Here is a 22559-nt window from a genome sequence, read left to right as displayed (position 1 = left end):
CGGGAGCGCCCCTGGCAGTCCCCGGATTCAGCGCCCCTGACCTACCCTCACTAAATGACGTGGATGTCGGTGCCCGCCCCGCAGGACCTGGCGAAAGCGCTGGACGGCGTCGGCTACCTCGCCGATGACGGCCTGGCCACGGCCGCCTTCCTGTCCCTGCGCATGCACCGGCCGCTGTTCTGCGAGGGCGAGCCGGGTACTGGGAAGACGTCGTTGGCGACGTCCCTGGCCCAGGCACTAGGGGTTCCCCTGATCCGCCTGCAGTGTCACGAGGGAATCGACGCGACGCAGGCGCTCTACGACTGGGATTTCCCTCGTCAGCTGCTGCATCTGCGGGCCTTGGAAGCGGCATCGCACGGCGAGTTGGACGCTGACGCGGCCGAGCAGTCGCTCTACACCGAGCGGTTCCTGCTGGCCCGGCCGCTGCTCAGGGCGCTTCGCGAGGCGCCTTGCGTCCTGCTGGTCGACGAGATCGACCGTGCCGACGACGAGTTCGAAGCGTTCCTGCTCGAAGTGCTCAGCGAGAACGCCGTGACCTTGCCCGAGATCGGGGAGGTACGGGCCGAGGTCGCGCCGCTGGTGATCCTCACGTCCAACCGGACCCGCGAGGTGCACGACGCGTTGAAGCGGCGCTGCCTGTACCACTGGCTCGAGCACCCGGATCTGGCCCGGGAAGTGCAGATCCTCAAGCGCAGGCTGCCCGGCGTATCGGATCGGTTGGCCGCGCAGGTCGCCAACGCGGTCCGGCGCCTTCGTGCAGCGGAGTTGCTCAAGCCGCCGGGCGTCGCGGAGACGATCGACTGGGCGGAAGCGTTGCTGGCATTGGGAAAGACGGAACTCGACGCGGAAGCCGCAGCGATCACCCTTGGCGCGGTGCTGAAGTACCGCGAGGACGCGGACCGCGTACGAGTCGATCTCGACGCCTTGCTGGCGGGTTGAGTTATGAACCCGGTTCCGGGACTGGTTGGGTTCGCGGCGACGTTGCGAGCCGCCGGACTGGCGTGCGACCCGGAGCGGGTCCAGGCATATCTGGCCGCGGTCGAGCACATCGACGTCGCCGTGCCTGATCAGCTGTACTGGGCGGGACGGGTGACACTCTGCGGCGACCCGGACGACCTGCCGCGCTACAACGACGCGTTCCACGCCTGGTTCACCGGAACGACGCCGGAGCCGCCGAAGCAGACGGTCGCCAAACCGCGCCCGAGCGTGATCGCGGCAATGATCCCTCGCGCGGAACAGGGGGCCGGTTCGCGAGAGCCGGATGAGCTGGGTGTGGCAGCGAGTGACACAGAAGTCCTGCGCCACAGGGACATCAGCGACCTGAGCGCGGCCGAACGGGCGCATCTGCGTGAGCTGATGGTTCTGCTGAAACCCGATCCGCCGATGCGTGCCGCGTTCCGAAAGGAGCCGTATCGCCGTGGCGAGCTCGACCCGCGCCGCACGTTGCAGGCGATGCGATCGACGGGTGAACCGATCAGGTTGAACTACCGGCGGAAGGGAAAGCGGCCGCGGCGGGTTGTATTGCTCGTGGACATCTCCGGCTCGATGAGCCCGTACGCGGACGCTCTGTTGCGGTTCGCGCACGCGGTGGCGCGGCGAACTCACGCCGAAGTGTTCACCCTCGGCACCAGGCTCACCCGAGTTTCACGTCAGTTGCATCAGCGTGACCCCGAGGTCGCGCTCGCGGCCGCGTCCCGCGCTGTCCCCGACTTCGCAGGCGGAACGCGCCTTGGCGAAGGGCTGAAGGCCTTCCTCGACCGTTGGGGCCAACGCGGTGTGGCCCGTCAGGCGGTCGTTGTGTTGTTCTCGGACGGTTGGGAGCGCGGTGACCCAGGACTGCTCGGTGAGCAGATGGCCAGGCTGCGACGGCTGGCACACGCGGTGTTCTGGGTGAACCCGCACGCGGGAAGGGACGGCTACCGGCCGGTCCAGTCCGGGATCATCGCGGCCCGGAAACACGTTGAGAAGTTGTTGGCCGGCCACAGCCTGGCCACGCTGGAGGAACTGTTGGTGGAGGTACGCCGTGCGTGACGTGCTCGACGAGCTGGTCAAGCGCTACGACGCCGGAGAGACGGTAGGGCTGGCGACAGTTGTCGCGACCTTCAGCTCAGCACCGCGCTCACCCGGCGCGGCCATGATGGTCACCGAACGCGACGAGGCCTTCGGCAGCGTCTCCGGCGGTTGTGTGGAGGGGGCGGTCTACGACCTCGGACAGACCGTGATCGCGGACGGGCAGCCAGTGTTGCAGCGCTACGGCGTGAGCGACGACGACGCTTTCGCGGTCGGTCTGACCTGCGGCGGCATCCTCGACATCTACGTCGAATCGGTGAACTCCTCGACCTTCCCCGAGTTCCCGCAGCTAGCCGAGTCGATCAGGAACGAGCAAGCGGTGGCTTTGGCGACCGTGATCGAGCACCCGGACGCCGCACGTCTCGGCGAACGGATGATCGTCTGGCCGGACCGGGTTCTCGGCGATCTGGGCTCGTCCCGGATGAACGACGCGGTGACGGACGACGCGCGCGGCATGCTTGCCACAGGCCGGACGGGCACCATGCACTACGGCCCGGACGGGCAGCGTCGTGGCGAGGGGATGTCGGTGTTTGTCGCGTCCTTCGAGCCGCCGCCCCGGATGCTGGTCTTCGGCGCGATCGACTTCGCCTCGGCAATGGCCAGGCTCGGGTCCTTCCTCGGCTACCGGGTGACGGTTTGCGACGCACGGCCAGTTTTCGCCACCAAGAGCCGGTTCCCCGAGGCTGATGAGGTCGTCGTGGATTGGCCCCACAGGTATCTGGCGGCCGAGGCTGAAGCAGGCCGGGTGGACGCGCGGACCGTGGTCGCGGTGTTGACGCACGACCCGAAGTTCGACGTGCCCGTGCTGCAGGTGGCTTTGCGGATGGACCTTGGGTACGTGGGCGCGATGGGTTCGCGGCGGACTCATGACGACCGGCTGGACCGGCTGCGTGAAGCCGGGATGACCGAGGCCGAACTGTCCACATTGTCCTCACCGATCGGGCTTGACCTGGGCGCTCGTACGCCCGAGGAGACCGCGGTGTCGATCGCGGCGGAGATCATCTCGTTGAGATGGGGCGGCAGGGGAGACAGGCTGATGACAACGGCAGGCCCGATCCACCGAGAGTCCTCGTGAGTGGTTAGCCGTGTTCTAACCCTGATAACCACTCACGAGCTTTATTTGGCTGGGCGGACGAGTCCTTGGTCGCCGGCCTTGCGGGACAGCACGATCTCGTCGGTCCGGTTGACCGCCTCGGTACGCCGGGAATCCGCGGACGATCCCTGAGTCAGGTCGAGCAGGCGGATCGGCGGGCCGAGCGAGATCAAAGTCGGCAAGTACTCCGCCTTGTCCGCGGTCCAGCTCGATCCGTTGCGGACGAAACGGAACCGGGCGATCGTCCCTTCCTCCGATACCCCGCGGGGGTCGGAGTGCTTGGCGATGTGGTTGCCGAGGCCGTATGCGACCCATTTCCCGTTGATCTTCTCGAATGGCTGTACCACGTGCGCGTGGTGCCCGATGATCAAATCGATGTTCGGGTCGCCGAGCAGTTTCGCCGCGTCCCGTTTCTGCGCGGCCGTCGGTTCGTGCACGAATTCCGTGCCCCAGTGCAGGCTCGCGATCACGACTTCGGCGCCCGCGGTTTTCGCGGCCTTCGCCGCCGCGATCACGTCGTCGGCCTTCAATGTGTTCGACAGCCACGGCTTGCCCGCGGGCAGTTGCTTTCCGTTGAAGCCGAAGGTGTACGAGACGTGCCCGACCTTCACCCCACGCACATCCATGATCATGGGTTTCTTGGCTTCTTCCGATGAACGGGCCGAGCCGGTGTGTTTGATCTTCGCCTTGTCCAGCGTGTCCAGGGTCCTGGTCACGCCTGCTTCGCCCATGTCCAGGGTGTGGTTCGACGCTGTCGAGCAGTCGTCGTAACCCGCGTCGGCCAGTGCGTCCGCGACTTCCGGGGGTGCGCTGAACTCCGGGTAGCCCTTGAACGGGCCGTTCGGCGGGGCCAGTGGCACTTCGAGATGGCAGATCGCCAGGTCAGCCGCGCTGATCGTGCCTTTGACGCCTTCGAAGATCTGCCGGTAGTCGCGTTTGCCGCCGCCGTCTTCGGTTGCCTGGTCGGTCAGTGCGGGATGGATCAGCACGTCGCCGGTCGCCACGACGGTGAAACCCGGGTCGTCCGGTTTCGCGGTGCCCGACAAATTGTTGTTCTGTGGTGCGTTGGGCACCGTCAGTTTCGGGTCCGCGACACTTCCTGTCGCGCACCCGGCTGCCAACAGAGCAGTCGCGCAAAACGTGGCGAACAAGGACCGGCGCATGCGCGCCATGATGCCAGTAGATTATCTCCGGCGTCGGCGGGCTAGCAGAAACAGCACGATCAAGCCCGCTACGACCAGCGGCAACACCCGTTTGAGGGCCGGGCTTCCGGCGTATTCGAGCAAGTCGATCGCTTCTGCCTCTTGTGGTTGCGGCACAACGCGTAGCGGCTCGGACACGGCAGGCTCGGCAACTTCCGGCGGCGCCACGACTTTGGCGAGGTTTTGCGCGAACGTGTCCAGTATCTTGCCGCCGACTTCGGCGATCATGCCTCGGCCGAATTGCGCCGGTTTTCCGGTGATCGTCAGATCCGTTGTCACGGCACCGGTCGTCTGTCCGTCCTTTTCGGACAACACGACTGTCACGTCGGCCGATGCCGTACCACTGCGGGCGTCCTTGCCGGACGCCTTGATCTTGACCGTCCTTGTCGCGAGGTCGGTTTCCCTGAATTCGCCCTTTCCCTTGTACACCAGGGATATCGGGCCGAGTTTGACCTTGACCGACCCGGCGAACTCGCCGCCTTCGACGCTGGTCAGGGTGGCGCCGGGCATGCACGGCGCCACCCTTTCCGGGTCGAGCAGGGCCTGCCACACCACATCAACCGGAGCTTCGACGGTGAATTGATGTTCCAGTTGCACAGGCCCAGTCTCCTTATCCGACAGCGGCGGTCAACGCACGTCCGGTGAGTACACGAGCAAGGTGGCTACGGTACTCGCCATCGGCGTTGCCGTCACTCGTCGGACTGGTGTCATTCGCGGCGTGTTCGGCCGCTGCCTTGATGTTCTCCGTCGTCGCGGCCTGCCCGACCAACGCCTCCTCCACCGCACGCGCGCGCACGGGGACCGATGCCATGTTGGTCAGGCCGACCCGTGCCTCGGCGATGGATTCGCCTTCGGTACGGACCATCGCGGCTACGCCGACCATCGACCACGACTGCGCCACCCGGTTGAACTTCTCGTAGTGCGCGCGCCAGCCCGTGTACTTCGGCAGACGCACCTCGACGAGGATTTCGGCCGGGGACATCGCGGTGGTGAAGAAGTCGACGAAGAACTCCGCCGCGGGCACCGTCCGGCGCCCGTCCATGCCCGCGACGACCATCACGGCGTCCATCGCCAACGCCGGTGCGGGCAGGTCGCCGGCCGAGTCGGCGTGCGCGAGCGAGCCGCCGAACGTACCGCGGTGCCGGACTTGCGGATCGGACACGGTGTCCGTCGCAAGAGCGATCAACAAAGCGTGCTCCCGCACCAACGGGTCACGCTGGACCTCGTAATGCGTGGTGCACGCACCGATCACCAGGTGGTCGCCGTCTTCGCGGATCCCACGCAACTCCGGGATACGGCCGATGTCGACCAGTTTCGTCGGCGCCGCGAGCCGCATCCGCAGCACGGGCAGCAGGCTCTGGCCGCCAGCGATGACCTTGCCGTCCTCGCCCGCGTCGGCCAGTTCCCGGATCGCGTCGTCCACTGTGGCCGGTGCGACGTAGTCGAACTGCGCCGGGATCATCGCGCGCCTCCCTGAATCGCTTGCCACACGCGCATCGGCGAGCACGGCATCTCGATGTCGTTGACACCCATGTGCCGGACCGCGTCGATGATCGCGTTCACCACCGCGGGGGTGGACGCGATCGTCCCGGCCTCGCCGACTCCCTTGACACCCAACGGGTTCGTCGTCGACGGGGTTTCGGTGCGGTCGGTCACGAACGTCGGCATGTCCGCCGCCGATGGAATGTAGTAGTCGGCGAACGTGCCTGTGGTCAGCGTTCCGCTCTCGTCGTGCACCGCTTCCTCGTACAGCGCTTGGGCAATGCCTTGCGCGAGGCCGCCGTGCACTTGCCCGTCGACGATCAACGGGTTGACCACCTTGCCGACATCGTCGACGCAGACGTACGACCGGATCGACACGCGCCCGGTCTCGGTGTCCACTTCGGTCGCGCAGAGGTGTGTCCCATGTGGATACGAGAAGTTCTCTGGGTCGAAGGTGGCGTCCGAATCGAGCGTTGCCTCGTAACCATCCGGCAGGTCGTGCGCGGCGAACACCGCGAGCGCGACGTCCTGGATGCTCACGGCCTGGTCGGTGCCCTGCACACCGAATTTGCCGCCGGTGAACTCGACATCGTCCACCGAGCATTCCAGCATGTGCGCCGCGACCGGCTTGGCTTTGTCGAGAACCCGTTGCGCGGCAAGGACAAGCGCGGTCCCGCCAACGGCAAGCGAACGGGAACCGTACGTGTCCATGCCTTTCGGTGAGAACTGGGTGTCGCCGTGCAGCACTTCGACGTCCTCGAAGGGGACTCCGAGCTGGTCGGACACGATCTGGCTCCACGCCGTCTCATGCCCTTGGCCGTGCGCCGACGCGCCGGTGATGACCTCGACCTTGCCCGTCGGCAACATCCGGATCGACGCGCTTTCCCAACCGCCTGCGCCATAACGCAACGCACCGAGCACGCGGGAAGGCGCCAGTCCGCACATCTCGGTATAAGTGGAGATGCCGATGCCGAGCTGGATGGGGTCGTTGGCGGCCCGGCGGACTTCTTGCTCACGCCGCAGGCCCTCGTAGTCGAACAGTTGCTTGGCCCGGCCGGTCGCGGCTTCGTAGTTGCCCGAGTCGTACGTCAGACCGGCGACCGTGGTGAACGGGAACTCCTCGTGCTTGATCCAGTTCTTTTCGCGCAGTGCCAACGGATCCATGCCGAGTTCGACGGCGAGTTCGTCCATCATCCGCTCGACCGCGAACGTGGCCTCCGGACGCCCGGCGCCGCGATAGGCGTCGGTCAACGTCTTGTTGGTGAACACGTTCGTGCACACGAACCGGTACGCGGGGAACTTGTAGATCGCGTTGTACATGAACGCACCGAGAATCGGCACGCCCGGCGCGACAACACCGAGGTAGGCGCCCATGTCGGCGAGCAGTTCGACCTTCAGGCCGGTGACTGTGCCATCGCGGGTGGCCGAGATGGTGATGTCCTGGATCTGGTCACGGCCGTGGTGCGCGGTGACCATGGTGTCCGACCGGCTTTCGGTCCACTTCACCGGTTTGCCCAGTTTCTGTGCGACCAGAACGGACATCAGTTCCTCTGGCAGCACGCCGATCTTGCCGCCGAAACCGCCACCCACATCGGGCGCGATCACCCGGAGTTTGTGCTCCGGCACGCCAAGGGTCAACGCGGTCATCACCCGCACGATGTGCGGGATCTGGGTCGACGACCACATGGTCAGCTGTGCGCCGGTCGGGTCGACCACAGTGGACCGCGGCTCCATGAACGCGGGGATCAGCCGCTGCTGGCGGAACCGGCGGGTGAGCGTGACCTCGGCGTCCTGAATGGCCTGTTCGACGTTCCCGCCGGTGCCTGCCTCACCGGAGTCGAAGATCCACAAGGCGTTCCGGTTCGTGCCGAGGTCCTCGTGGACCAACGGCGCGCCTTCGGCCAGCGCGGCTTGCATGTCCAGCACAACCGGGAGATCGTCGTACTCGACGTCGATGGATTCCAGTGCGTCCTCGGCCTCGGCCGCACTGCGCGCGGCCACCACAGCCACGCCCTCACCGGCGAAGTTGACCTCGTCAGCGGCAAGGACCGGCCGCCGCGGGTGCTTCATGTCCTCGGTGATCGGCCATGCGCAGGGCACGCCGATCTCACCAGTCGGGTCGAGGTCCTTCGCCGTGAAAACCGCGATGACACCGGGCATTTCGCGGGCGGCGGAGGTGTCGATGCTGACGATCCTCGCGTGTGCCATCGGGCTGCGTAGCACCGCGAGGTGCAGCATGCCGGGCAACGTGATGTTGTCGGTCCACCGGGTGCGTCCGGTGATCAGACGAGCGTCTTCCTTGCGGAGCCTGGCTTTGCCTACCTCAGGCTCAGCGGTGGCGGTCATCAGTTACCGCCCCCTGTGTGGCTCGGCGCGCGGGACGTGATCTCGGAGTCGGACACTTGCTCGGCCGCGGGACCCGCGCCGGGCGCCATCTTCTGCGCGGCATCACGGACCGCGCGGACAATGTTCTGATAACCGGTGCAACGGCAGAGGTTTCCCTCAAGGCCGTGCCGTACCGCGTTCTCGTCGGGATCGGGGTCGTCGGCGAGCAGGTCGATCGCCTGCATGATCATGCCGGGTGTGCAGAACCCGCACTGCAACGCGTGATTGTCGTGGAACGCTTGTTGGACGGGGTGCATCTGGCCGTCGCGGGCAAGTCCCTCGATCGTGGTGACCTCGCAGCCGTCGGCCTGTACCGCGAGGACTGAGCAGGACTTCACGCTGTGCCCGTCCAGATGCACGGTACAAGCGCCGCAGTTGCTCGTGTCGCAGCCGATCACGGTGCCGGTCTTGCCGAGTCGCTCGCGCAGGTAGTGCACGAGCGACATCCGGGGTTCGACCTCATCGGTGTATCTGGTCCCGTCGACGTTGACGGTGATCCGCATAGCGCCTCCAACGCTGGCTCGGTGGTGGGCTCGGGAACTGTGCTGTGTGCGAGAGGTGACCGTGATCACACTCGTCACCCGATCGAGCCTGCTCTCGATTGCGCGTTCAATCAACCCCGCGTCGATCAGGACTCGCATCTGCGGATCGATGGGTGGTTTGTCGCGGATTCTGCGGAGTGAATCGCCCGAATGTCCCGAGTAAGTAGCCGTTCGTGACATGTCGAAATGTGTCCCGAGGCCAGGTGCGTCATTGTGATCAGCATGTACAACATGTCACGCGAAGAGTGGTGGGAGTTCGCCTCGTACGGCACCCGCACCGGCAAGCTCGCCACCGTCCGCGTGAACGGCACAGCCCACGTCGCCCCGATCTGGTTCCTGCTCAACGAGCAGGACGGCTACGACGAAATCATCTTCAACACGGGCTCCTCGTCGCTGAAAGGTAAAGCGCTGCAGCGCGACCCGCGTTTCTCGCTGTGCGTTGACGACGACACGCCGCCGTTCTCGTACGTGGTGATCCAGGCAGAGGCCACAATCGTGCGCGACCTGGATGAATCACTGGAATGGGCAATCAAGATCGCCGCCCGATACATGGGCGCGGACAAAGCGGACGCATACGGCAAACGCAACGCGGTACCGGACGAGCTCTTGATCCGTGCGCGGATAACCAAGGTCATCGCGCACGGAAACGTGGCTGACTAGGTTTTGGCGATACAGAGGGTCGTGGCCGGTTCGGAGTAGACGGCCGCCACGTTTCCCCTGGCACACGCCGATTTGTCGGCAGTGCCGGTGACGACCTTGACGATCTTGTAGGGCGCCGACGGGCCGCACGGGACGCGCTCGTCGGTCTGGTTGAGGCCGCTCGTGGAGATCTTGAAGCAGTCGCCTTCTTTGGCGTTGAGCATCAGACAGAGCTTCATCGTGTCCCGGCGGCTGCGCCGGGTCCACTCCGTGTAGTCACCCTTGGGGCACTGGTCGGATGAGCTGTCCAACTTCTTGGCGACCTTGTAGATGGCTTCCTGGGTGTTGCAGTCGGCCTTTTCCGCCTCGGCGCTCGAGGCCTTGACGACCTTGATGCAGTCACCTGCCTCGGCGGCCGCGGCACCCGTACCCCAGTTGATGATGCCGAAGATGATCAGTCCGACCACGCCGAGGGCGACGACGCCGAGGACCACCTTGGACTTGGGGTTCTTCTGCGGCACGGGTGGCGGCAGATTCGGCGGTGGGAAGCCAGCCGGGGGCGGCGGATAGCCAGGCTGCTGTGGGAAGCCGCCTGACTGCGGTGGGTAGCCCGGCTGTGCTGGAAAGCCACCTGATGGCGGGTATGGCTGCTGGGGAAGCCGCCTGACTGCGGTGGGTAGCCGGGCTGCGCCGGGAAGCCACTTGATGGCGGGTATGGCTGCTGGGGATAGGCACCGGGTTGCTGCGGGTACTGGCCCTGCTGCTGATAGGGCGGCGGGTAGCCACCCGGCTGCTGTGGCGGGTAGTTCCCCTGCGGTGGGTAAGTCATCGGGTCCCCAGCTTGATCGGTCCAAGACCGGGGTCACGCTACCGGTATGACCGGCCTCGTCATGGCGGAATGGCCGGGATTTTTGCGACCGCTCGCGGTGTTGGCACACTAGTGTCGTATGGCGCCGGGAACGATTTGATCTCCCAGCAAGGCGAAATGGAGCGAGGCCACACGACACGTGGAGATCCCGCGGATGAGGAGTTGTTCTACACAGTGACCGACGGCCCGCTGATCGTGCAGTCCGACAAGACGCTGCTGCTCGAAGTCGATCATCCACTGTCCAACGAGGCCCGGATGGCCATCGCGCCGTTCGCCGAGCTGGAACGTGCCCCTGAGCACGTGCACACCTATCGGGTGACGCCGCTGGCGCTGTGGAACGCCCGCGCCGCCGGGCACGACGCCGAACAGGTCGTCGACGCCCTCTCGCGCTATTCGCGGTACCCCGTGCCGCAGCCGTTGCTGATCGACGTCGTGGACACGATGGGTCGCTTCGGCAGGCTTCAGCTTGTCCACCATCCGGCGCACGGGCTGGTGATGAACGCCTTCGACCGTGCGGTGCTTGAAGAAGTCCTGCGGAACAAGAAGGTTTCGCCGATGCTCGGCGCCCGGATCGATGACGACACGGTCGTCGTGCATCCGAGCGAGCGTGGACGGCTCAAGCAGGTGCTGCTCAAAGTTGGCTGGCCGGCTGAGGATTTGGCGGGTTATGTCGACGGTGAGGCGCACCCGATCGCCCTTGAGGAGGACGGCTGGGAGTTGCGTGACTACCAGCGCAACGCCGCGCAGACGTTCTGGGCCGGTGGCTCGGGCGTTGTCGTTTTGCCTTGTGGCGCAGGGAAAACTCTCGTTGGTGCGGCTGCGATGGCCGAGGCGCAGGCGACCACTCTCATCCTCGTGACCAACACTGTCGCTGGGCGGCAGTGGAAACGTGAACTCATCGCGCGTACTTCGCTGACTGAGGACGAGATCGGCGAGTATTCCGGCGAGCGCAAGGAGATTCGCCCGGTCACCATCGCGACCTATCAGGTGATCACGCGTAAGACCAAGGGCGAGTACCGGCACCTTGAGCTTTTCGATTCCCGTGACTGGGGCCTGATCGTGTACGACGAGGTCCACCTGCTGCCCGCGCCGGTCTTCCGGATGACCGCGGACCTGCAGTCCCGCCGCCGCCTCGGTCTCACCGCGACCTTGGTGCGTGAGGACGGCCGGGAAGGCGATGTCTTCTCGCTGATCGGCCCGAAGCGTTATGACGTGCCCTGGCGTGACATCGAAGCGCAAGGCTGGATCGCGCCTGCCGAATGCACCGAAGTGCGTGTGACGCTGACCGACGCCGAACGCCTGAAGTACGCGACGGCCGAGCCGGAGGAGCGGTACAAGATCTGCTCGACGGCCCGGACGAAGTTGCCGGTCGTGCGCAGCATCTTGGAGCGGCATCCGGGTGAGCCCGCGTTGGTGATCGGCGCGTACCTCGACCAGCTCGACGAGTTGGGGGAGGAGCTGAACGCCCCGATCGTCCAAGGTTCGACGAAGACGAAGGAGCGCGAGGCGCTGTTCGACGCGTTCCGCAAGGGCGAACTGCCGACGCTCGTGGTCTCGAAGGTCGCGAACTTCTCCATCGACCTGCCGGAGGCCTCGGTGGCCGTGCAGGTGTCCGGGACGTTCGGGTCGCGTCAGGAAGAGGCGCAGCGTCTCGGCAGGCTCCTGCGGCCGAAGGGCGACGGGCGCCAGGCGCATTTCTACTCGGTGGTCTCCCGTGACACCCTCGACACCGAATACGCAGCTCACAGGCAACGTTTCCTGGCCGAACAGGGCTACGCGTACACGATCATGGACGCGGACGACCTGCTCGGACCCCCGGTCCCAGAGATCGGCTGACCCGGATTGTCGGACCCCTCCGCTACGGTTATATTCGAACACACGTTCGAAGGCGAGGGGTTCGCTATGACGGCTATGACGATCGCTCCGGCGGCACTGGGCAGCTGGCACGGTGAGATCTGGTTGACCGACGCGGTGCTGACGGATCCGCACGCGTACCTCGACCGGGTCGCGGACTACCCAAGGACCCGCTTGTGGCCGGTGCTCGTGCCAGCAGGCGGCCTCGGCATCCCACCGGAGGTCAGCTTCGTGCCCGAATCTGCCCGTAGGGCTGTGGACCGGCACGACCCACAGGCCGAAGCAGGCATCACGGGGGCTGTGATGCTGGCGAACAAGCGGCCCGCCTACCGCCTGGGTTTAGTCGAGGCCAACCGCCCGGCCGACGTGCCCGCTCGCCTTGGCAGGCCAGGGATGTCGGCGATCCTGCGCAGTTGGGAGGACCGGTTCGGGGCAACCCTGGTGATGCTGGGGGCGCGGGAAATGATGCTGTCGGTGTCGGCCCCACCGACGGAGTTGCATCACGCTCTAGTGATCGCCAACGAGCACAGGTCGTTCTGCCCACGGATCCCGGGGACCTTGCCGCAGCTTTCGCGGGGGCTGATTCGCTTGCGCCGCTGGCATTTCCGCTGGCGCTGAACACCCAGCTAACAGCGACAACCTCGCGAGCCCAGAGTCTTACCCACTTTACGTGAGGGGTTGGGCGGTTTACCTCACGTTGGTTGAGGGGATGAAGGGTTGGGCCTGGAATGTGTGGCGTGCACCCGGTAGCACAATGACGTATCGCCGTGAGCGAAGCGAGCAGGCGGGGAGTCAGTGACGGGTGCCCGCGCGTGTCTGCCGCTCCGGCATGGCGTGTTGAACGCGCGAGCGGCGCACGGTGGCGAGCAGGCAGGCTGGTGGCGAGTCGAGCAGTTTGACTCGCCGTGCCGGTGGGGCGGACACGCGGTAGTTCATCCCAGCCAACCCGGCTGGACGTCAAAGGCAGCCGAAGGGGCCGGGCCTGTCGGTATCGCCGGGCCGTAAAGAGTCGGGGCTTCCACCGGACGGTGTCTGGCATTGCTCCGCCCTGGCGCGTGTCCACCGTTCCGTCACGGTGTGTCAAACTGCTCGACTCGCTTCCAGCGCGGTTGCTTCTCCCCGTGCGCCGCTCGCGTGTTCAACACACCATGACGGAGCCGGTGGACACGCGAGGACGCGCGTGCACACGCGAGAACGTGCGTGCACACGCGAGAACGTGCGTGCACACGCGAGAACGTGCGTGTCCACGCGTGGGGGTTAGCTTGTTGGTGGGGTGAAGATCATTGTTTCTAGGTTTATGTTTGCGTTGGGGGCCAACATGTTGTATTGCTTCATTAGGTCTACTGTTCGCTGTAGGCGGGTTCGGTCGACGCTTGTTGGGAATGTTCCGATCCGGACCAGTTGTGCCACTTGCCTTTCCAGCTTCGCGTAGGCCATCACCGCGTTTTCTACTTCGGTTCGGTCGCGTGCTAATTCCGAGGCCTTTACCAGGGCTCGGCGGAATGCTTCCGTTGTCTTCGGGTTTTCCGCTACGAATTTCGCCATTCCTGTGTAGCCGGAGATGGGGAAGTTTGATGTTGGGCCTTGGGAGGTGTCCAGGATCGGGACTGCTCCGATCCCGCGTGCTGCCTGTGTCACGAAGGGTTCCAGGATGACTGCCGCGTCGATCTGGTTGGCTTCCAGCTTGGATTGCATGTCTGGGAAGGGGAACTCGACCCATTCGACCGTCGAGTGGTTTACGCCTGCTGTTTCCATCGCGGACTTTGCCAACAGGTCTGTGATGCTGTTCTTCGTGTTTGTCGCTATCTTCTTGTGTTCGAGGTCTTTCGGCGTCTTTATTGGGGAGTTCGCCGCTACCATTATCACGAAGATGTTCTCTGCCGTTTGGTAGCTGTCTGCTACGAACTTGAAGTCTCCGGTTCCTTTTGATTGTGCTTGGAACACTGGGACGTATGCTCCGTAGGTGAATTGGAGCTCTCCGTTGAGCAGCTTGGGGATCGCTGTTGCCGCTCCGGTCACCGTTTCCAGTTTGACGTCAAGCCCTTGCTCTTTGAAGAAGCCTTTCTGGGCTGCTATGTGGATCGGCGCCGAATCTATGATTGGCATCGCGCCGACCGTTATTTGTGTGCGTTCCAACTGACCGTTGCCGCCGCCACCGCCGCCACCGTCAGTTTTCGATTCGCCGCCTAGAAGTCCGCAGCCGCTCAGTGTCGCGAGCAGGCCCGCGGACCCTAGGACGCTTAGCGCGGCGCGTCGAGTGTGTACAGACCTACTGCCTCGTCCAAGCATGTGTGATGCCTTATCTGAGTGTGAGGATCTGGAACAGCCGAAACACGGGCGACACGATCAGTCACCCCACGTGTTCTTGTCCGGTGTTTTATACACCATCCGGTTGATCATTGACAGGTGTTCAGCGTGCCGGTCTTTGGTGATCACGGCAGGGCTGAACTGCTCTTCTGTCTTTGTCGCGGCGCGGGTCTGCTTGCAGGAATCTGCAGCCGTCGACAAATATGATCATTGGTACAAGCGGAGCAGTTCTCGGTCCATTCGACCTCGTTCTCGTGCTCGGCGCGCGCTCGCATTCACCATCACGTCCGGCGCGGCTGATCGGTTCACGAGTTGGGCCGCACTGGCAACGAGCATTCTCGTCGCCAGTGCTGAAAATGTCCTTTGTGGACCGTCTAAAACGGCTTAGTGGCTGGCCTGCTTGGTTTGCTCACGCTCGGCTTCGAGGAAACGCTGCGCTGCGGCCTGCTCGTCCGCTGAGGACGGAGTCGGCCGCTTGACCGGCTCCGGCTCCTCCGCTGCTGGCTGGTTGTGCAGGAGCCTGGCGACTTCGCCGCGCAGAGCGACGAAGTTCTTCGACTCGCGGGTCGTGATCTGGTCGCGCTTGGCGGGCAGATCGACGGTCAGGTCAGCCACGATCGACGCGGGCGACTTGGACAGCACAAGCACACGGTCACCGAGGTACACGCTCTCGTCGATGTCGTGCGTGACAAGCAGAACCGTGCTCTCGTGCTCGTGGCGCACGCGCAGCAGCAGGTCCTCCAACTCGAACCGGGTCTGCGCGTCGACCGACGCGAACGGTTCGTCCATCAACAGCAATGAAGGCTGGCACGCCAACGCGCGCGCGATCGATACGCGCTGCTGCATGCCGCCCGAGAGCTGCCACGGGTACTTCGCGCCCGCGCCGGACAGGCCGACCCATTCCAACGCTTCCTCTGCGCGCTTACGGCGGTCGGCGCGCGAGACGCCACGCGAGCGCAACGGGAACTCGACGTTGCCGCGTACCGAAAGCCATGGGAACAGCGAACGGCTGTAGTCCTGGAAGACCACCGCGAGGTCTTCCGGTGTGCGGTCGATCTTGTCGCCGTGCAACGAGACTGTGCCCGCTGACGGCTTGATCAGCCCGGCTATGCAACGCAGCAACGTCGACTTGCCACAGCCCGACGGGCCGACGATGCACGCGAGTTCGCCAGTGGCCACTTCGAAGGTGAGGTTCTGTACCGCGGTGTGCGCGGTCGGCCCGGAGCCGTACGTGTGCCGAAGGTCGGCGACTTCCAGCATTGGCGTCGTCATATAAGTTCAGCCTCCGGTTTTAACGGTACTCGTTCGCGCGTTTCGGGTGGGTTGCCATGCGAGCACGCGCCGCTCCAGCAGCAGCAACAGGCTGTTCAGGGCATATCCGAGCACGCCGAGGAGCATGATGATCGCCCACATGTCGGTGTACTCGTACTGGCGCTGCGCGTCGACCAGTTGGGTGCCCATGCCGGTGGCCGCGCCAACCAGCTCCGAGATCACCATCAGCACCAACGACAGTGACAGCGACACCCGCAGTCCGGCGAAGATCTTCGGCAACGCGGCTGGCAGCACCACCATGAAGATCCACTGACTGCGGGGGACACGGAAGGACCGCGCGGTGTCGGTCTTCACCGCGTCCACCGAGCGGGCGCCGTCCACCGAGTTCAGCAGGATCGGCCAGAGCGCGCCAAACGCGATGAGCGCGATCTTCTGCGGCGAGTCGATACCGAAGATCACCATGAAGAACGGCAGCAGCAAGACCGGCGGAATGGACCGCAGGAACGCGAACAACGGTCCGAAGTAGTCGACGCCGTGCTTCGAGCGGCCGAGCGCGATGCCCAGCGTGATCCCGACGACCGCGGCGCCGAGCCAGCCGGTCAGCAGCCTGCCGAGGCTGGGCAGGATGTGCGTGAACACGTTGTCGTGCAAGCCAAGCTGGGACGCGGGCCCGCCGAACCACAGCCCGGCACCGGCTTCGACGATCGATACCGGGGTCGGGAAGAACTTCGACCCGCTCGCCATCGTCAGCAGCTGCCAGACCACCAGCACACCGACGAACACGACCCAGCGCTGCGCGAGCCCTCGTAGCTGCGTCATTTGCCCGCCTCCACGGTGTTCCACTTGAACAGCACCCGCTGCAGTTTCAGGAATCCGCCGTCAAGCAGGTAGCCGATCACGCCTGCCAGGATCGTCACCGCGAGGATCACGTCCTGGCGGCCAGAGCCGCTGGCCCAGTCCAGCGTGAACTTGCCGACTCCGATCACGCCACCGGCCAGGTATTCGACGCTGATCACCACGATCAGGATCACCGCACTGGCCAGCCGGACACCGGTGAAGATGAACGGCGCCGCGTGCGGCAGGCCGACGGTGAACATGGTGCGTGCCTTGCCGAGACCAAACGACCGCGCGGTGTCCAGCAGCAGCGGGTCGATCTCGTCCAGCGCGTAGATCGTGTTGAACAGGATCGGCCAGACCGCCGCGTAGACCGCGAGGGTGATCTTGGTTTCCACGCCGGAGCCGAGCATCACGATGATCAGCGGGATGATCGCGACTGACGGGATCGGCCGGAGGAACTCGATGATCACCCTGGTGGCCACCCGGACCGAGGGGATGCTGCCGAGCAGCAGGCCGAGCGGGACCGCGATGCCGATCGCGATCAGCAGCGCCAGCAGCCAGGTCAGCATGGTCGCGACCAGGTCGGAGATGAAGTGGCTGCTGGTCGAACTCGAATCGGCCGCGTTGAAGGTCGGCCCGAACAGCTCGAACATCCGGGGGATGACCGTGGTCGGCGGCGGGATGTAGTCCTGCGGGAAGAGCCCGGCGAACGAACCGAGCTGCCACGCGGCGAGGATGACCACGATCCCCACCAGGCCGCGAAGAAACCGGATCACCCCGGCTCACCTGCAGACGGAATCACAATCAAGGGTGCGGCGTCGGGCGGCGACGCTGCGGAGATGAACACACCGAACTCCATGAGCGGTTGGAAGGCGGGTCACCCGGCGATGCCAGGGGGTCACTCTAAAGACTGGCGATGGTTTTCGACAAATTGCTCACGTTCCGTCAACCCATCACGGTATGGAAATCCGGCCATTCGGCCTAGTCGCACAGGAGCAGCGGGCTGCTCCGTCCAGCCGGACACAGTTACTGCGCGCGACCCATCATCACCCTGATCAACTGAACAAGCCCGGGGATGTGTGATCCCCGGGCTTGACAGAGTTCTGGTGCGCATCGGATCAGTTCGTCGCGGTCGGCTCCAGCAGCATCTTGCTGACGTCGAGACGCTCACCGATCACCTTGAACTCGAGCATCAGGTCGGCGACCCGCTGCAGCCGGATCGCGTCGGCGCGCTCCGGGTAGTCCGCGATGGTGACCAGCGGCGCGGTCTGCTCGTCGATCCGGATGTGCGTCTTGAGGATCGGCTCGAGGACCGTGCGGTCCTTCTTCACGTCCGCGACGCCCTTGTTCAGCCCGCGCTGGAACGCGGCGAACGTGTGGGGGTTCGCGCTGGTCAGCTTGTCCGTCGCGGCCCAGCCGGACATCGAGATGTTGGCCGTCGGACCCGAGGAGACGTCGACGATCGTCATCGCGCCGAACTCCTTGGCCGTCCTGGTGCGCCACGGCTCGGCGACGACCGCGCCGTCGATGTTGCCGCTCTTCATCGCCGGGCCCATGTCCTGGAACGGCATCGGCACCCACTGGATCTTGTCCACTGGGATGTTCTGCGCGGACAGCACCGACATCACGCCGAGGTCGGAGATGGAACCCTTACTGGTCACCGCGATCTTCTTCTCCGCGACGTCCTCGGGTTTCTTGATCTTCGCCGTCGGCGACGTGATCGCGACAAGCGCGAGATGGCCTGGTCTGGCCGCGTACGCGTCGGCCACGATCTTCAGATTGGCCACGCCCTTCGACTGCGCGACGAACGCGCCGGGGTAGCTGGTGAAGGCGATGTCGATCTCGCCGGAGATCACGCTCTCCACCGCCTTGGGACCACTGGCCACCACGACCGGCTCGACGTCCAGGCCCTGCTCTCTGAAGTACCCCTTCTCGACCGCCTGGTACAGCGGGGCGACGTCGACAACGGGTAGCAGGCCGACTCTGAGCTTGGGCTTTTCGATCGGCCCGGTCGTGCCCGAGCCGCCACCGCTCGGGTTGTTCGACGAGCCGTCCAGCGCGCCGCAGCCGCCGATCGCGGTCAGCAGGGCGACGGTTGTGGCCATGATCGGGATCCACACGCGCGACCGAATGTCGCCGCGTCTAGGCATTGCCTCTCCTCGAGTTCTTGCTGATGTGAATGTTTCGCAAGGTCGCTCCCCGACGTACCGGCGAGACTCTATGACCGACTACCGGCTAGTCACAATGGGTTGCCGTCCGGTTTCTCGTCGCACATTTCGATCAGTCAATCGGTCTAAAACACCAAATGGAGTAACCGTCTGCGTGGTCTGGCGGTAGCTGTTGGCAAACTTCTGGATCTAGCCGATGTTGGAATCAGACTGCCAGTGCAGTGAGGTGATCTCAGCGACTTTCACGCGATCTTGCCGTGTTCGAAATGCGTGAGGACAAGGGCGGCTTTGACGATGTCGCCGATCTTGCTGGGGCTGGCGGTGAGATGCCGCAGGCTGCGCCAGCGTCCGGTGAGCAGGGCGAAACCACGTTCGCCCAGACACCGCAGGCCACGCAGCAGAGCGTTGCGTGTGCGGGTGTCCACGTCGAGGACCTGGCCATCGGCAGGCTGTTTGACCGGGGTGTGCACGCCGATGCCGGCACCGTCGTAGCCGCCATCGGCCAGCGTCGGCAGATCAAGGTGCGAGGCGGCCCAGTACAGCGCACCCAGCACATGCTCGCGCGCCACGGTCAAGTCATGGAGTGAACCGGGCTCGACATCCGAGACCCACCACGGAAAACCGTCCGGCGCGCACAGCGCTTGGATGTTGCCGCCGTGCTCGCGGGCTTTGCCGGAGTACCACAGGTCGATCGGCTCGCCTTTCACGCTCAACGTTTTCTCGCTACAGCGATCGGCGGAGAAGACCTTTCCATCGAGGATCACGTAGGCCGTGCCCTCATCCTTGGCCCGCTGCAGGGCCTCATGCAGGTCCGGCGCCTGCTCGGCGAGCACGATGACGACCTCATCCAAGTAGCGGTAGCCGGTGGCGCGGGAGATGCCGTGATCGCGAGCCAGGGCGGGGACGTCGGTGTTCTGCCGGAACCAGCGCAGGCCCAGCACCGCGTGGCGAAAGCAGGTCAACGCCCTGCTGTTCTTGCGGGTGCCGCGTCGGCGGCGTTCGGCGTGCAGCAGCCGGCTGAGGTAGAGGGCCAGTTCACGCGGGACATCGAGCATGGCACGATACGCAATCACGGGGAGCCTTCTGGTCCGGACTTGATCTTCGCAATCCAGTTCTACCAAGGGCTCCCCGCCCATCTTTCCCCGGGTCTCACCACTCCCCAGCACATCGACCAGCGCTCGTCCGAGCAGCTTCGCGGCTCAACAAACGAACCAGAATCTTGGTGAGATTACCTCAGTGTTCGTCGCTCGAAAACCAGCAACAGCGTGTTGAACAGGTAGCCGAGCGCGCCGAGCAGGACCACCCACGCCCACATGTCCGGGAAGCTGAACTGGTCTTGCGCGTATCGCAGCTGGTAGCCGATGCCGTTGGTGACGCCGACCATCTCCGAGACGACCATCAGCAGCAGCGCGATCGACAAACTGATTCGTAGCCCCGCGAATATCTTCGGCAACGCTGCCGGTAACACGATCATGAAAAGCCGGAGTACCGGCGAAATCCGGAACGCGCGCGCGATGTCCGTTTTCACCGAATCAACGGACCGGACTCCGTCGACGGTGTTCAGCAGCACCGGCCACAGCGCGCCGAAAACGATCGTCGCGAGTTTCATGGTCGTGTCGATTCCGAACAGGATCATGAAAACCGGGATCAACGCGGGTGGCGGAATCGCTCTGAAGAACGCGAAGAGCGAGCCGACGTACGCCATTCCGGTCTTCGTGAGTCCGAGTGCGGTGCCAACCGTGACGCCAATCGCGACGGCGATCAGCCAGCCGCCGAGAATCCGGCCGACACTCGGCAGGATGTCGTTGACGACGGCCTCGGTCAGCAGCAACCGGCCGAGCCGGTCCACGATCGTGATCGGGGTGGGGAAGAACGGGCTGCGCACGGCTTGGGTGACCAGTTGCCAGACGAGCACGATGCCGATGAAGAACGCCCAGTTGCGGGTAAAGCTCAGCAAGATCCTCATTGCTGCCACCGGAAAAGCCTGCGGCCCAACCGTTCCAGCCCCGCGTTGACCAGGAAGCCGAACACCCCTGCCACCACTGTTCCGGCCAGCACGAGATCCAGCCTGCCCGCGCCGCTGCTGGCGTTGAGGATGAACGTGCCGATCCCGCGCGGTGCCCCGGCCAGGAATTCCGTGCTGACAATCAGGATCAGCGCGATCGAGCTGGCCAGCCGGATACCGGTGAACACGAACGGTGCCGCGTGCGGCAGCACCACGGTCAGCAGGATCCGCGGCCGCCGCAGGCCGAACGTCCGCGCGGTGTCCACAAGCAACGGATCGATCTCGGCCATCGAATAGATCGTGTTGAACAGGATCGGCCAGACCGACGCGTACACCGCCAGCGCGATCTTGGTGTCCGAGCCGCCGCCCATGGCCACGATCGCAAGCGGAATCAGTGCCACGGAAGGGATCGGCCGGAGGAACTCGATCAACGCGCGGGTCGCCGTGCGCAGCAGCGGCACGCTGCCAAGCACAAGCCCGGCGGGCACGGCGACCGCGATCGAGATGCCGAGTGCGATCGCCCATGCCAGCACGCTGGCGATGATGTCGAGCTGGAAACCGCGCTGCCCCAACAGTTCGGCCAGCCGGAGGACGACCTCGTGGAACGGCGGCGAGAACAAGGCCTCCCACAGCGCGAAGAAGACCCCGAGCCCGATGAGGGCGCGCATCAGATCATCGAGGCGACGTCTACCTGCTTGTCGATGAAACCGAACTCTCTCATCAGGTCAGGCACTCGCTGGATCGACTTGACGTCCACCTTGGACTCGAAGGTCAGCAGCCGTGTCGACTTGGCGATTTCCGGCGTGACTTTGGCGTACTCCACCAGCAGCGGCTCGATCTTGGCCCGGTCGGCCACCGCCTCGGTGGTCGCGCGGTCCATCACGCGCCGAAACGCCTGGATGGCTGCGCCGTGCGAGGCCACGTACGCCGCAGTGGCGCCGTACCCGGCCGTCGGCATACCGGCGGTTGGTCCAGTCGCGGTGTCGAACAGCGGCACCGCGCCAACGGTCTTGATTGCCTGCGTAACGAACGGTTCGGTGAGGAATGCCGCGTCCACGTCACCGCGCTGCAGGCGCGCCGGGGTGTCCGGGAACGGCATCGTCACCCACTGGATGCTCTGGTAGTCCACACCCGCTGACTTGACCGCGGACATGGTCAACAGGTCCGACATGGTGCCTCGGGCGGTCACCGCGACCCGCTTGCCAGGCAGGTCCTTGACCGACTTCACGGACGAGTCAGGCATCGTGACGACCATCGTGCTCGACGGCCCTGCGGACGAGCAGGCGGCAATGATCTTGATATCGGCGGTGTTCTGGGCTTTGGCCGTGAAGAACGGCGTGTAACTCCCGTACGCGATGTCGACTTCGCCGGAAACCATCTTGGCGACCGAAGCCGGCCCACTGGGCGCGGTCGTCGATTCGATCTTCAATCCTTCGGCTTCGAAGTAGCCGCTGCGCATCGCGAGGTGGAATGGGGCGAGATCGGTCGTCGGCATCACCGAGACCTTCACGACCGTCGCACCAGCCGTGCCTGAGTTGTCCGAATCCCCGAGTAATCCGCATCCCGAAAGTGTGAGAACGACCACCCCAATGATCGACATGCATCCTCGGCCGAATGAGCGACGCCACATATCCGCTCCTCCCCGCGGTGGACATCAGCGAGGCCACCGTAGGGACTCACACCGGTCGTGACAATGGGTGTACAGGCTCGTGCACCTGCGGAGGAATTAACACTCGAATGGCGGAACGCGTCCCTCCGAAGAGTGTATTCGGACACAAAACGATCGTTCCGGTACCGCTAGTTGCGCCGCTGGTGGGACGTGACTCTGGGGTAAA

Annotated in this window: 22 protein-coding genes; 6 read left to right on the top strand and 16 right to left on the bottom strand. The window is 64.8% G+C overall.

The genetic code is table 11. The features are described from left to right. Positions 1 to 54 precede the first annotated feature (54 nt). Genes LWC34_RS40810 through LWC34_RS40800 form a run of 3 tightly spaced genes read left to right on the top strand, consistent with a single transcriptional unit; the run spans position 55 to position 3145 of the window. The gene (locus LWC34_RS40810) at positions 55 to 939 is read left to right on the top strand and encodes an AAA family ATPase (protein ID WP_372496730.1); all 885 of its coding nucleotides are present in this window, start codon (positions 55 to 57) and stop codon (positions 937 to 939) included. A gap of 3 nt (positions 940 to 942) precedes the next feature. Continuing rightward, complete coding sequence (locus LWC34_RS40805) at positions 943 to 2031, top strand: vWA domain-containing protein (RefSeq protein WP_233730543.1); 1089 nt, start codon at positions 943 to 945, stop codon at positions 2029 to 2031. After that, a complete protein-coding gene (locus LWC34_RS40800) occupies positions 2024 to 3145 on the top strand; it encodes an XdhC family protein (protein WP_233730542.1) in 1122 nt (373 codons plus the stop codon). Before LWC34_RS40805 ends, LWC34_RS40800 begins: the two co-directional genes overlap by 8 nt. 41 nt (positions 3146 to 3186) lie before the next feature. On the opposite strand, the gene LWC34_RS40795 is transcribed toward LWC34_RS40800, so the two are convergent. From LWC34_RS40795 to LWC34_RS40775, 5 genes are read right to left on the bottom strand one after another with little or no spacing between them, the layout of a single operon-like run. Beyond that, positions 3187 to 4326, bottom strand: a complete 1140-nt coding sequence (locus tag LWC34_RS40795) for a CapA family protein (RefSeq protein ID WP_233730541.1) — start codon at positions 4324 to 4326, stop codon at positions 3187 to 3189. 21 nt (positions 4327 to 4347) lie between these two features. Beyond that, positions 4348 to 4962 (bottom strand): SRPBCC family protein, encoded by a 615-nt coding sequence (locus LWC34_RS40790; protein ID WP_233730540.1) that lies wholly within the window; start codon positions 4960 to 4962, stop codon positions 4348 to 4350. A gap of 13 nt (positions 4963 to 4975) precedes the next feature. Beyond that, positions 4976 to 5827, bottom strand: coding sequence for an FAD binding domain-containing protein (locus tag LWC34_RS40785; RefSeq protein WP_233730539.1), 852 nt, complete (start codon positions 5825 to 5827; stop codon positions 4976 to 4978). After that, positions 5824 to 8193 carry a xanthine dehydrogenase family protein molybdopterin-binding subunit gene (locus LWC34_RS40780; RefSeq protein ID WP_233730538.1) on the bottom strand — a complete coding sequence of 790 codons (2370 nt, stop codon included), beginning with the start codon at positions 8191 to 8193 and terminating at the stop codon, positions 5824 to 5826. Before LWC34_RS40780 ends, LWC34_RS40785 begins: the two co-directional genes overlap by 4 nt. Continuing rightward, positions 8193 to 8735 (bottom strand): (2Fe-2S)-binding protein, encoded by a 543-nt coding sequence (locus LWC34_RS40775; RefSeq protein ID WP_233730537.1) that lies wholly within the window; start codon positions 8733 to 8735, stop codon positions 8193 to 8195. The genes LWC34_RS40780 and LWC34_RS40775 overlap by 1 nt, the downstream gene beginning before the upstream one ends. Positions 8736 to 8996: 261 nt before the next feature. Between LWC34_RS40775 and LWC34_RS40770 the strand changes: the two genes are divergently transcribed. Further along, a complete protein-coding gene (locus LWC34_RS40770) occupies positions 8997 to 9434 on the top strand; it encodes a PPOX class F420-dependent oxidoreductase (RefSeq protein ID WP_233730536.1) in 438 nt (145 codons plus the stop codon). On the opposite strand, the gene LWC34_RS40765 is transcribed toward LWC34_RS40770, so the two are convergent. Beyond that, entirely contained in the window at positions 9431 to 9934 is a 504-nt protein-coding gene (locus LWC34_RS40765; RefSeq protein ID WP_233730535.1) for an LppU/SCO3897 family protein, read from the bottom strand. The two genes, LWC34_RS40770 and LWC34_RS40765, sit on opposite strands and share 4 nt — an antisense overlap. A gap of 521 nt (positions 9935 to 10455) precedes the next feature. On the opposite strand from LWC34_RS40765, the gene LWC34_RS40760 reads away from it, so the two are divergent. Further along, positions 10456 to 12117 carry a DNA repair helicase XPB gene (locus LWC34_RS40760; RefSeq protein WP_233731009.1) on the top strand — a complete coding sequence of 554 codons (1662 nt, stop codon included), beginning with the start codon at positions 10456 to 10458 and terminating at the stop codon, positions 12115 to 12117. A gap of 75 nt (positions 12118 to 12192) precedes the next feature. Continuing rightward, complete coding sequence (locus tag LWC34_RS40755; RefSeq protein ID WP_233730534.1) at positions 12193 to 12753, top strand: DUF4253 domain-containing protein; 561 nt, start codon at positions 12193 to 12195, stop codon at positions 12751 to 12753. Positions 12754 to 13392: 639 nt separating this feature from the next. Here LWC34_RS40755 and LWC34_RS40750 read toward each other — a convergent pair. The 10 genes from LWC34_RS40750 to LWC34_RS40705 all read right to left on the bottom strand — a co-directional run bounded on the left by LWC34_RS40750 (position 13393) and on the right by LWC34_RS40705 (position 22324). Continuing rightward, positions 13393 to 14424, bottom strand: coding sequence for an ABC transporter substrate-binding protein (locus tag LWC34_RS40750; RefSeq protein ID WP_284051798.1), 1032 nt, complete (start codon positions 14422 to 14424; stop codon positions 13393 to 13395). A 57-nt stretch (positions 14425 to 14481) separates the two neighbouring features. Then, the gene (locus LWC34_RS40745) at positions 14482 to 14643 is read right to left on the bottom strand and encodes a hypothetical protein (protein WP_233730532.1); all 162 of its coding nucleotides are present in this window, start codon (positions 14641 to 14643) and stop codon (positions 14482 to 14484) included. 183 nt (positions 14644 to 14826) lie between these two features. Further along, positions 14827 to 15702, bottom strand: coding sequence for an ABC transporter ATP-binding protein (locus LWC34_RS40740; RefSeq protein ID WP_372496763.1), 876 nt, complete (start codon positions 15700 to 15702; stop codon positions 14827 to 14829). Positions 15703 to 15720: 18 nt separating this feature from the next. After that, positions 15721 to 16533, bottom strand: a complete 813-nt coding sequence (locus LWC34_RS40735; protein ID WP_233730530.1) for an ABC transporter permease — start codon at positions 16531 to 16533, stop codon at positions 15721 to 15723. After that, complete coding sequence (locus LWC34_RS40730) at positions 16530 to 17327, bottom strand: ABC transporter permease (RefSeq protein WP_233730529.1); 798 nt, start codon at positions 17325 to 17327, stop codon at positions 16530 to 16532. The genes LWC34_RS40735 and LWC34_RS40730 overlap by 4 nt, the downstream gene beginning before the upstream one ends. Positions 17328 to 17669: 342 nt before the next feature. Next, the gene (locus tag LWC34_RS40725; RefSeq protein WP_233730528.1) at positions 17670 to 18701 is read right to left on the bottom strand and encodes an ABC transporter substrate-binding protein; all 1032 of its coding nucleotides are present in this window, start codon (positions 18699 to 18701) and stop codon (positions 17670 to 17672) included. A gap of 260 nt (positions 18702 to 18961) precedes the next feature. After that, complete coding sequence (locus LWC34_RS40720) at positions 18962 to 19792, bottom strand: transposase family protein (RefSeq protein ID WP_233722715.1); 831 nt, start codon at positions 19790 to 19792, stop codon at positions 18962 to 18964. A gap of 155 nt (positions 19793 to 19947) precedes the next feature. Further along, positions 19948 to 20685 (bottom strand): ABC transporter permease, encoded by a 738-nt coding sequence (locus tag LWC34_RS40715; protein WP_233730527.1) that lies wholly within the window; start codon positions 20683 to 20685, stop codon positions 19948 to 19950. Beyond that, a complete protein-coding gene (locus LWC34_RS40710; protein ID WP_233730526.1) occupies positions 20682 to 21392 on the bottom strand; it encodes an ABC transporter permease in 711 nt (236 codons plus the stop codon). Before LWC34_RS40710 ends, LWC34_RS40715 begins: the two co-directional genes overlap by 4 nt. Further along, on the bottom strand, positions 21392 to 22324 hold the full coding sequence (locus LWC34_RS40705) for an ABC transporter substrate-binding protein (protein ID WP_233730525.1): 933 nt from the start codon (positions 22322 to 22324) through the stop codon (positions 21392 to 21394). Before LWC34_RS40705 ends, LWC34_RS40710 begins: the two co-directional genes overlap by 1 nt. Positions 22325 to 22559: the final 235 nt, after the last annotated feature.

Source organism: Kibdelosporangium philippinense (assembly GCF_021390435.2).
Classification (GTDB): domain Bacteria; phylum Actinomycetota; class Actinomycetes; order Mycobacteriales; family Pseudonocardiaceae; genus Kibdelosporangium; species Kibdelosporangium philippinense.
This window is presented reverse-complemented; position numbering and strand designations above follow the sequence as displayed.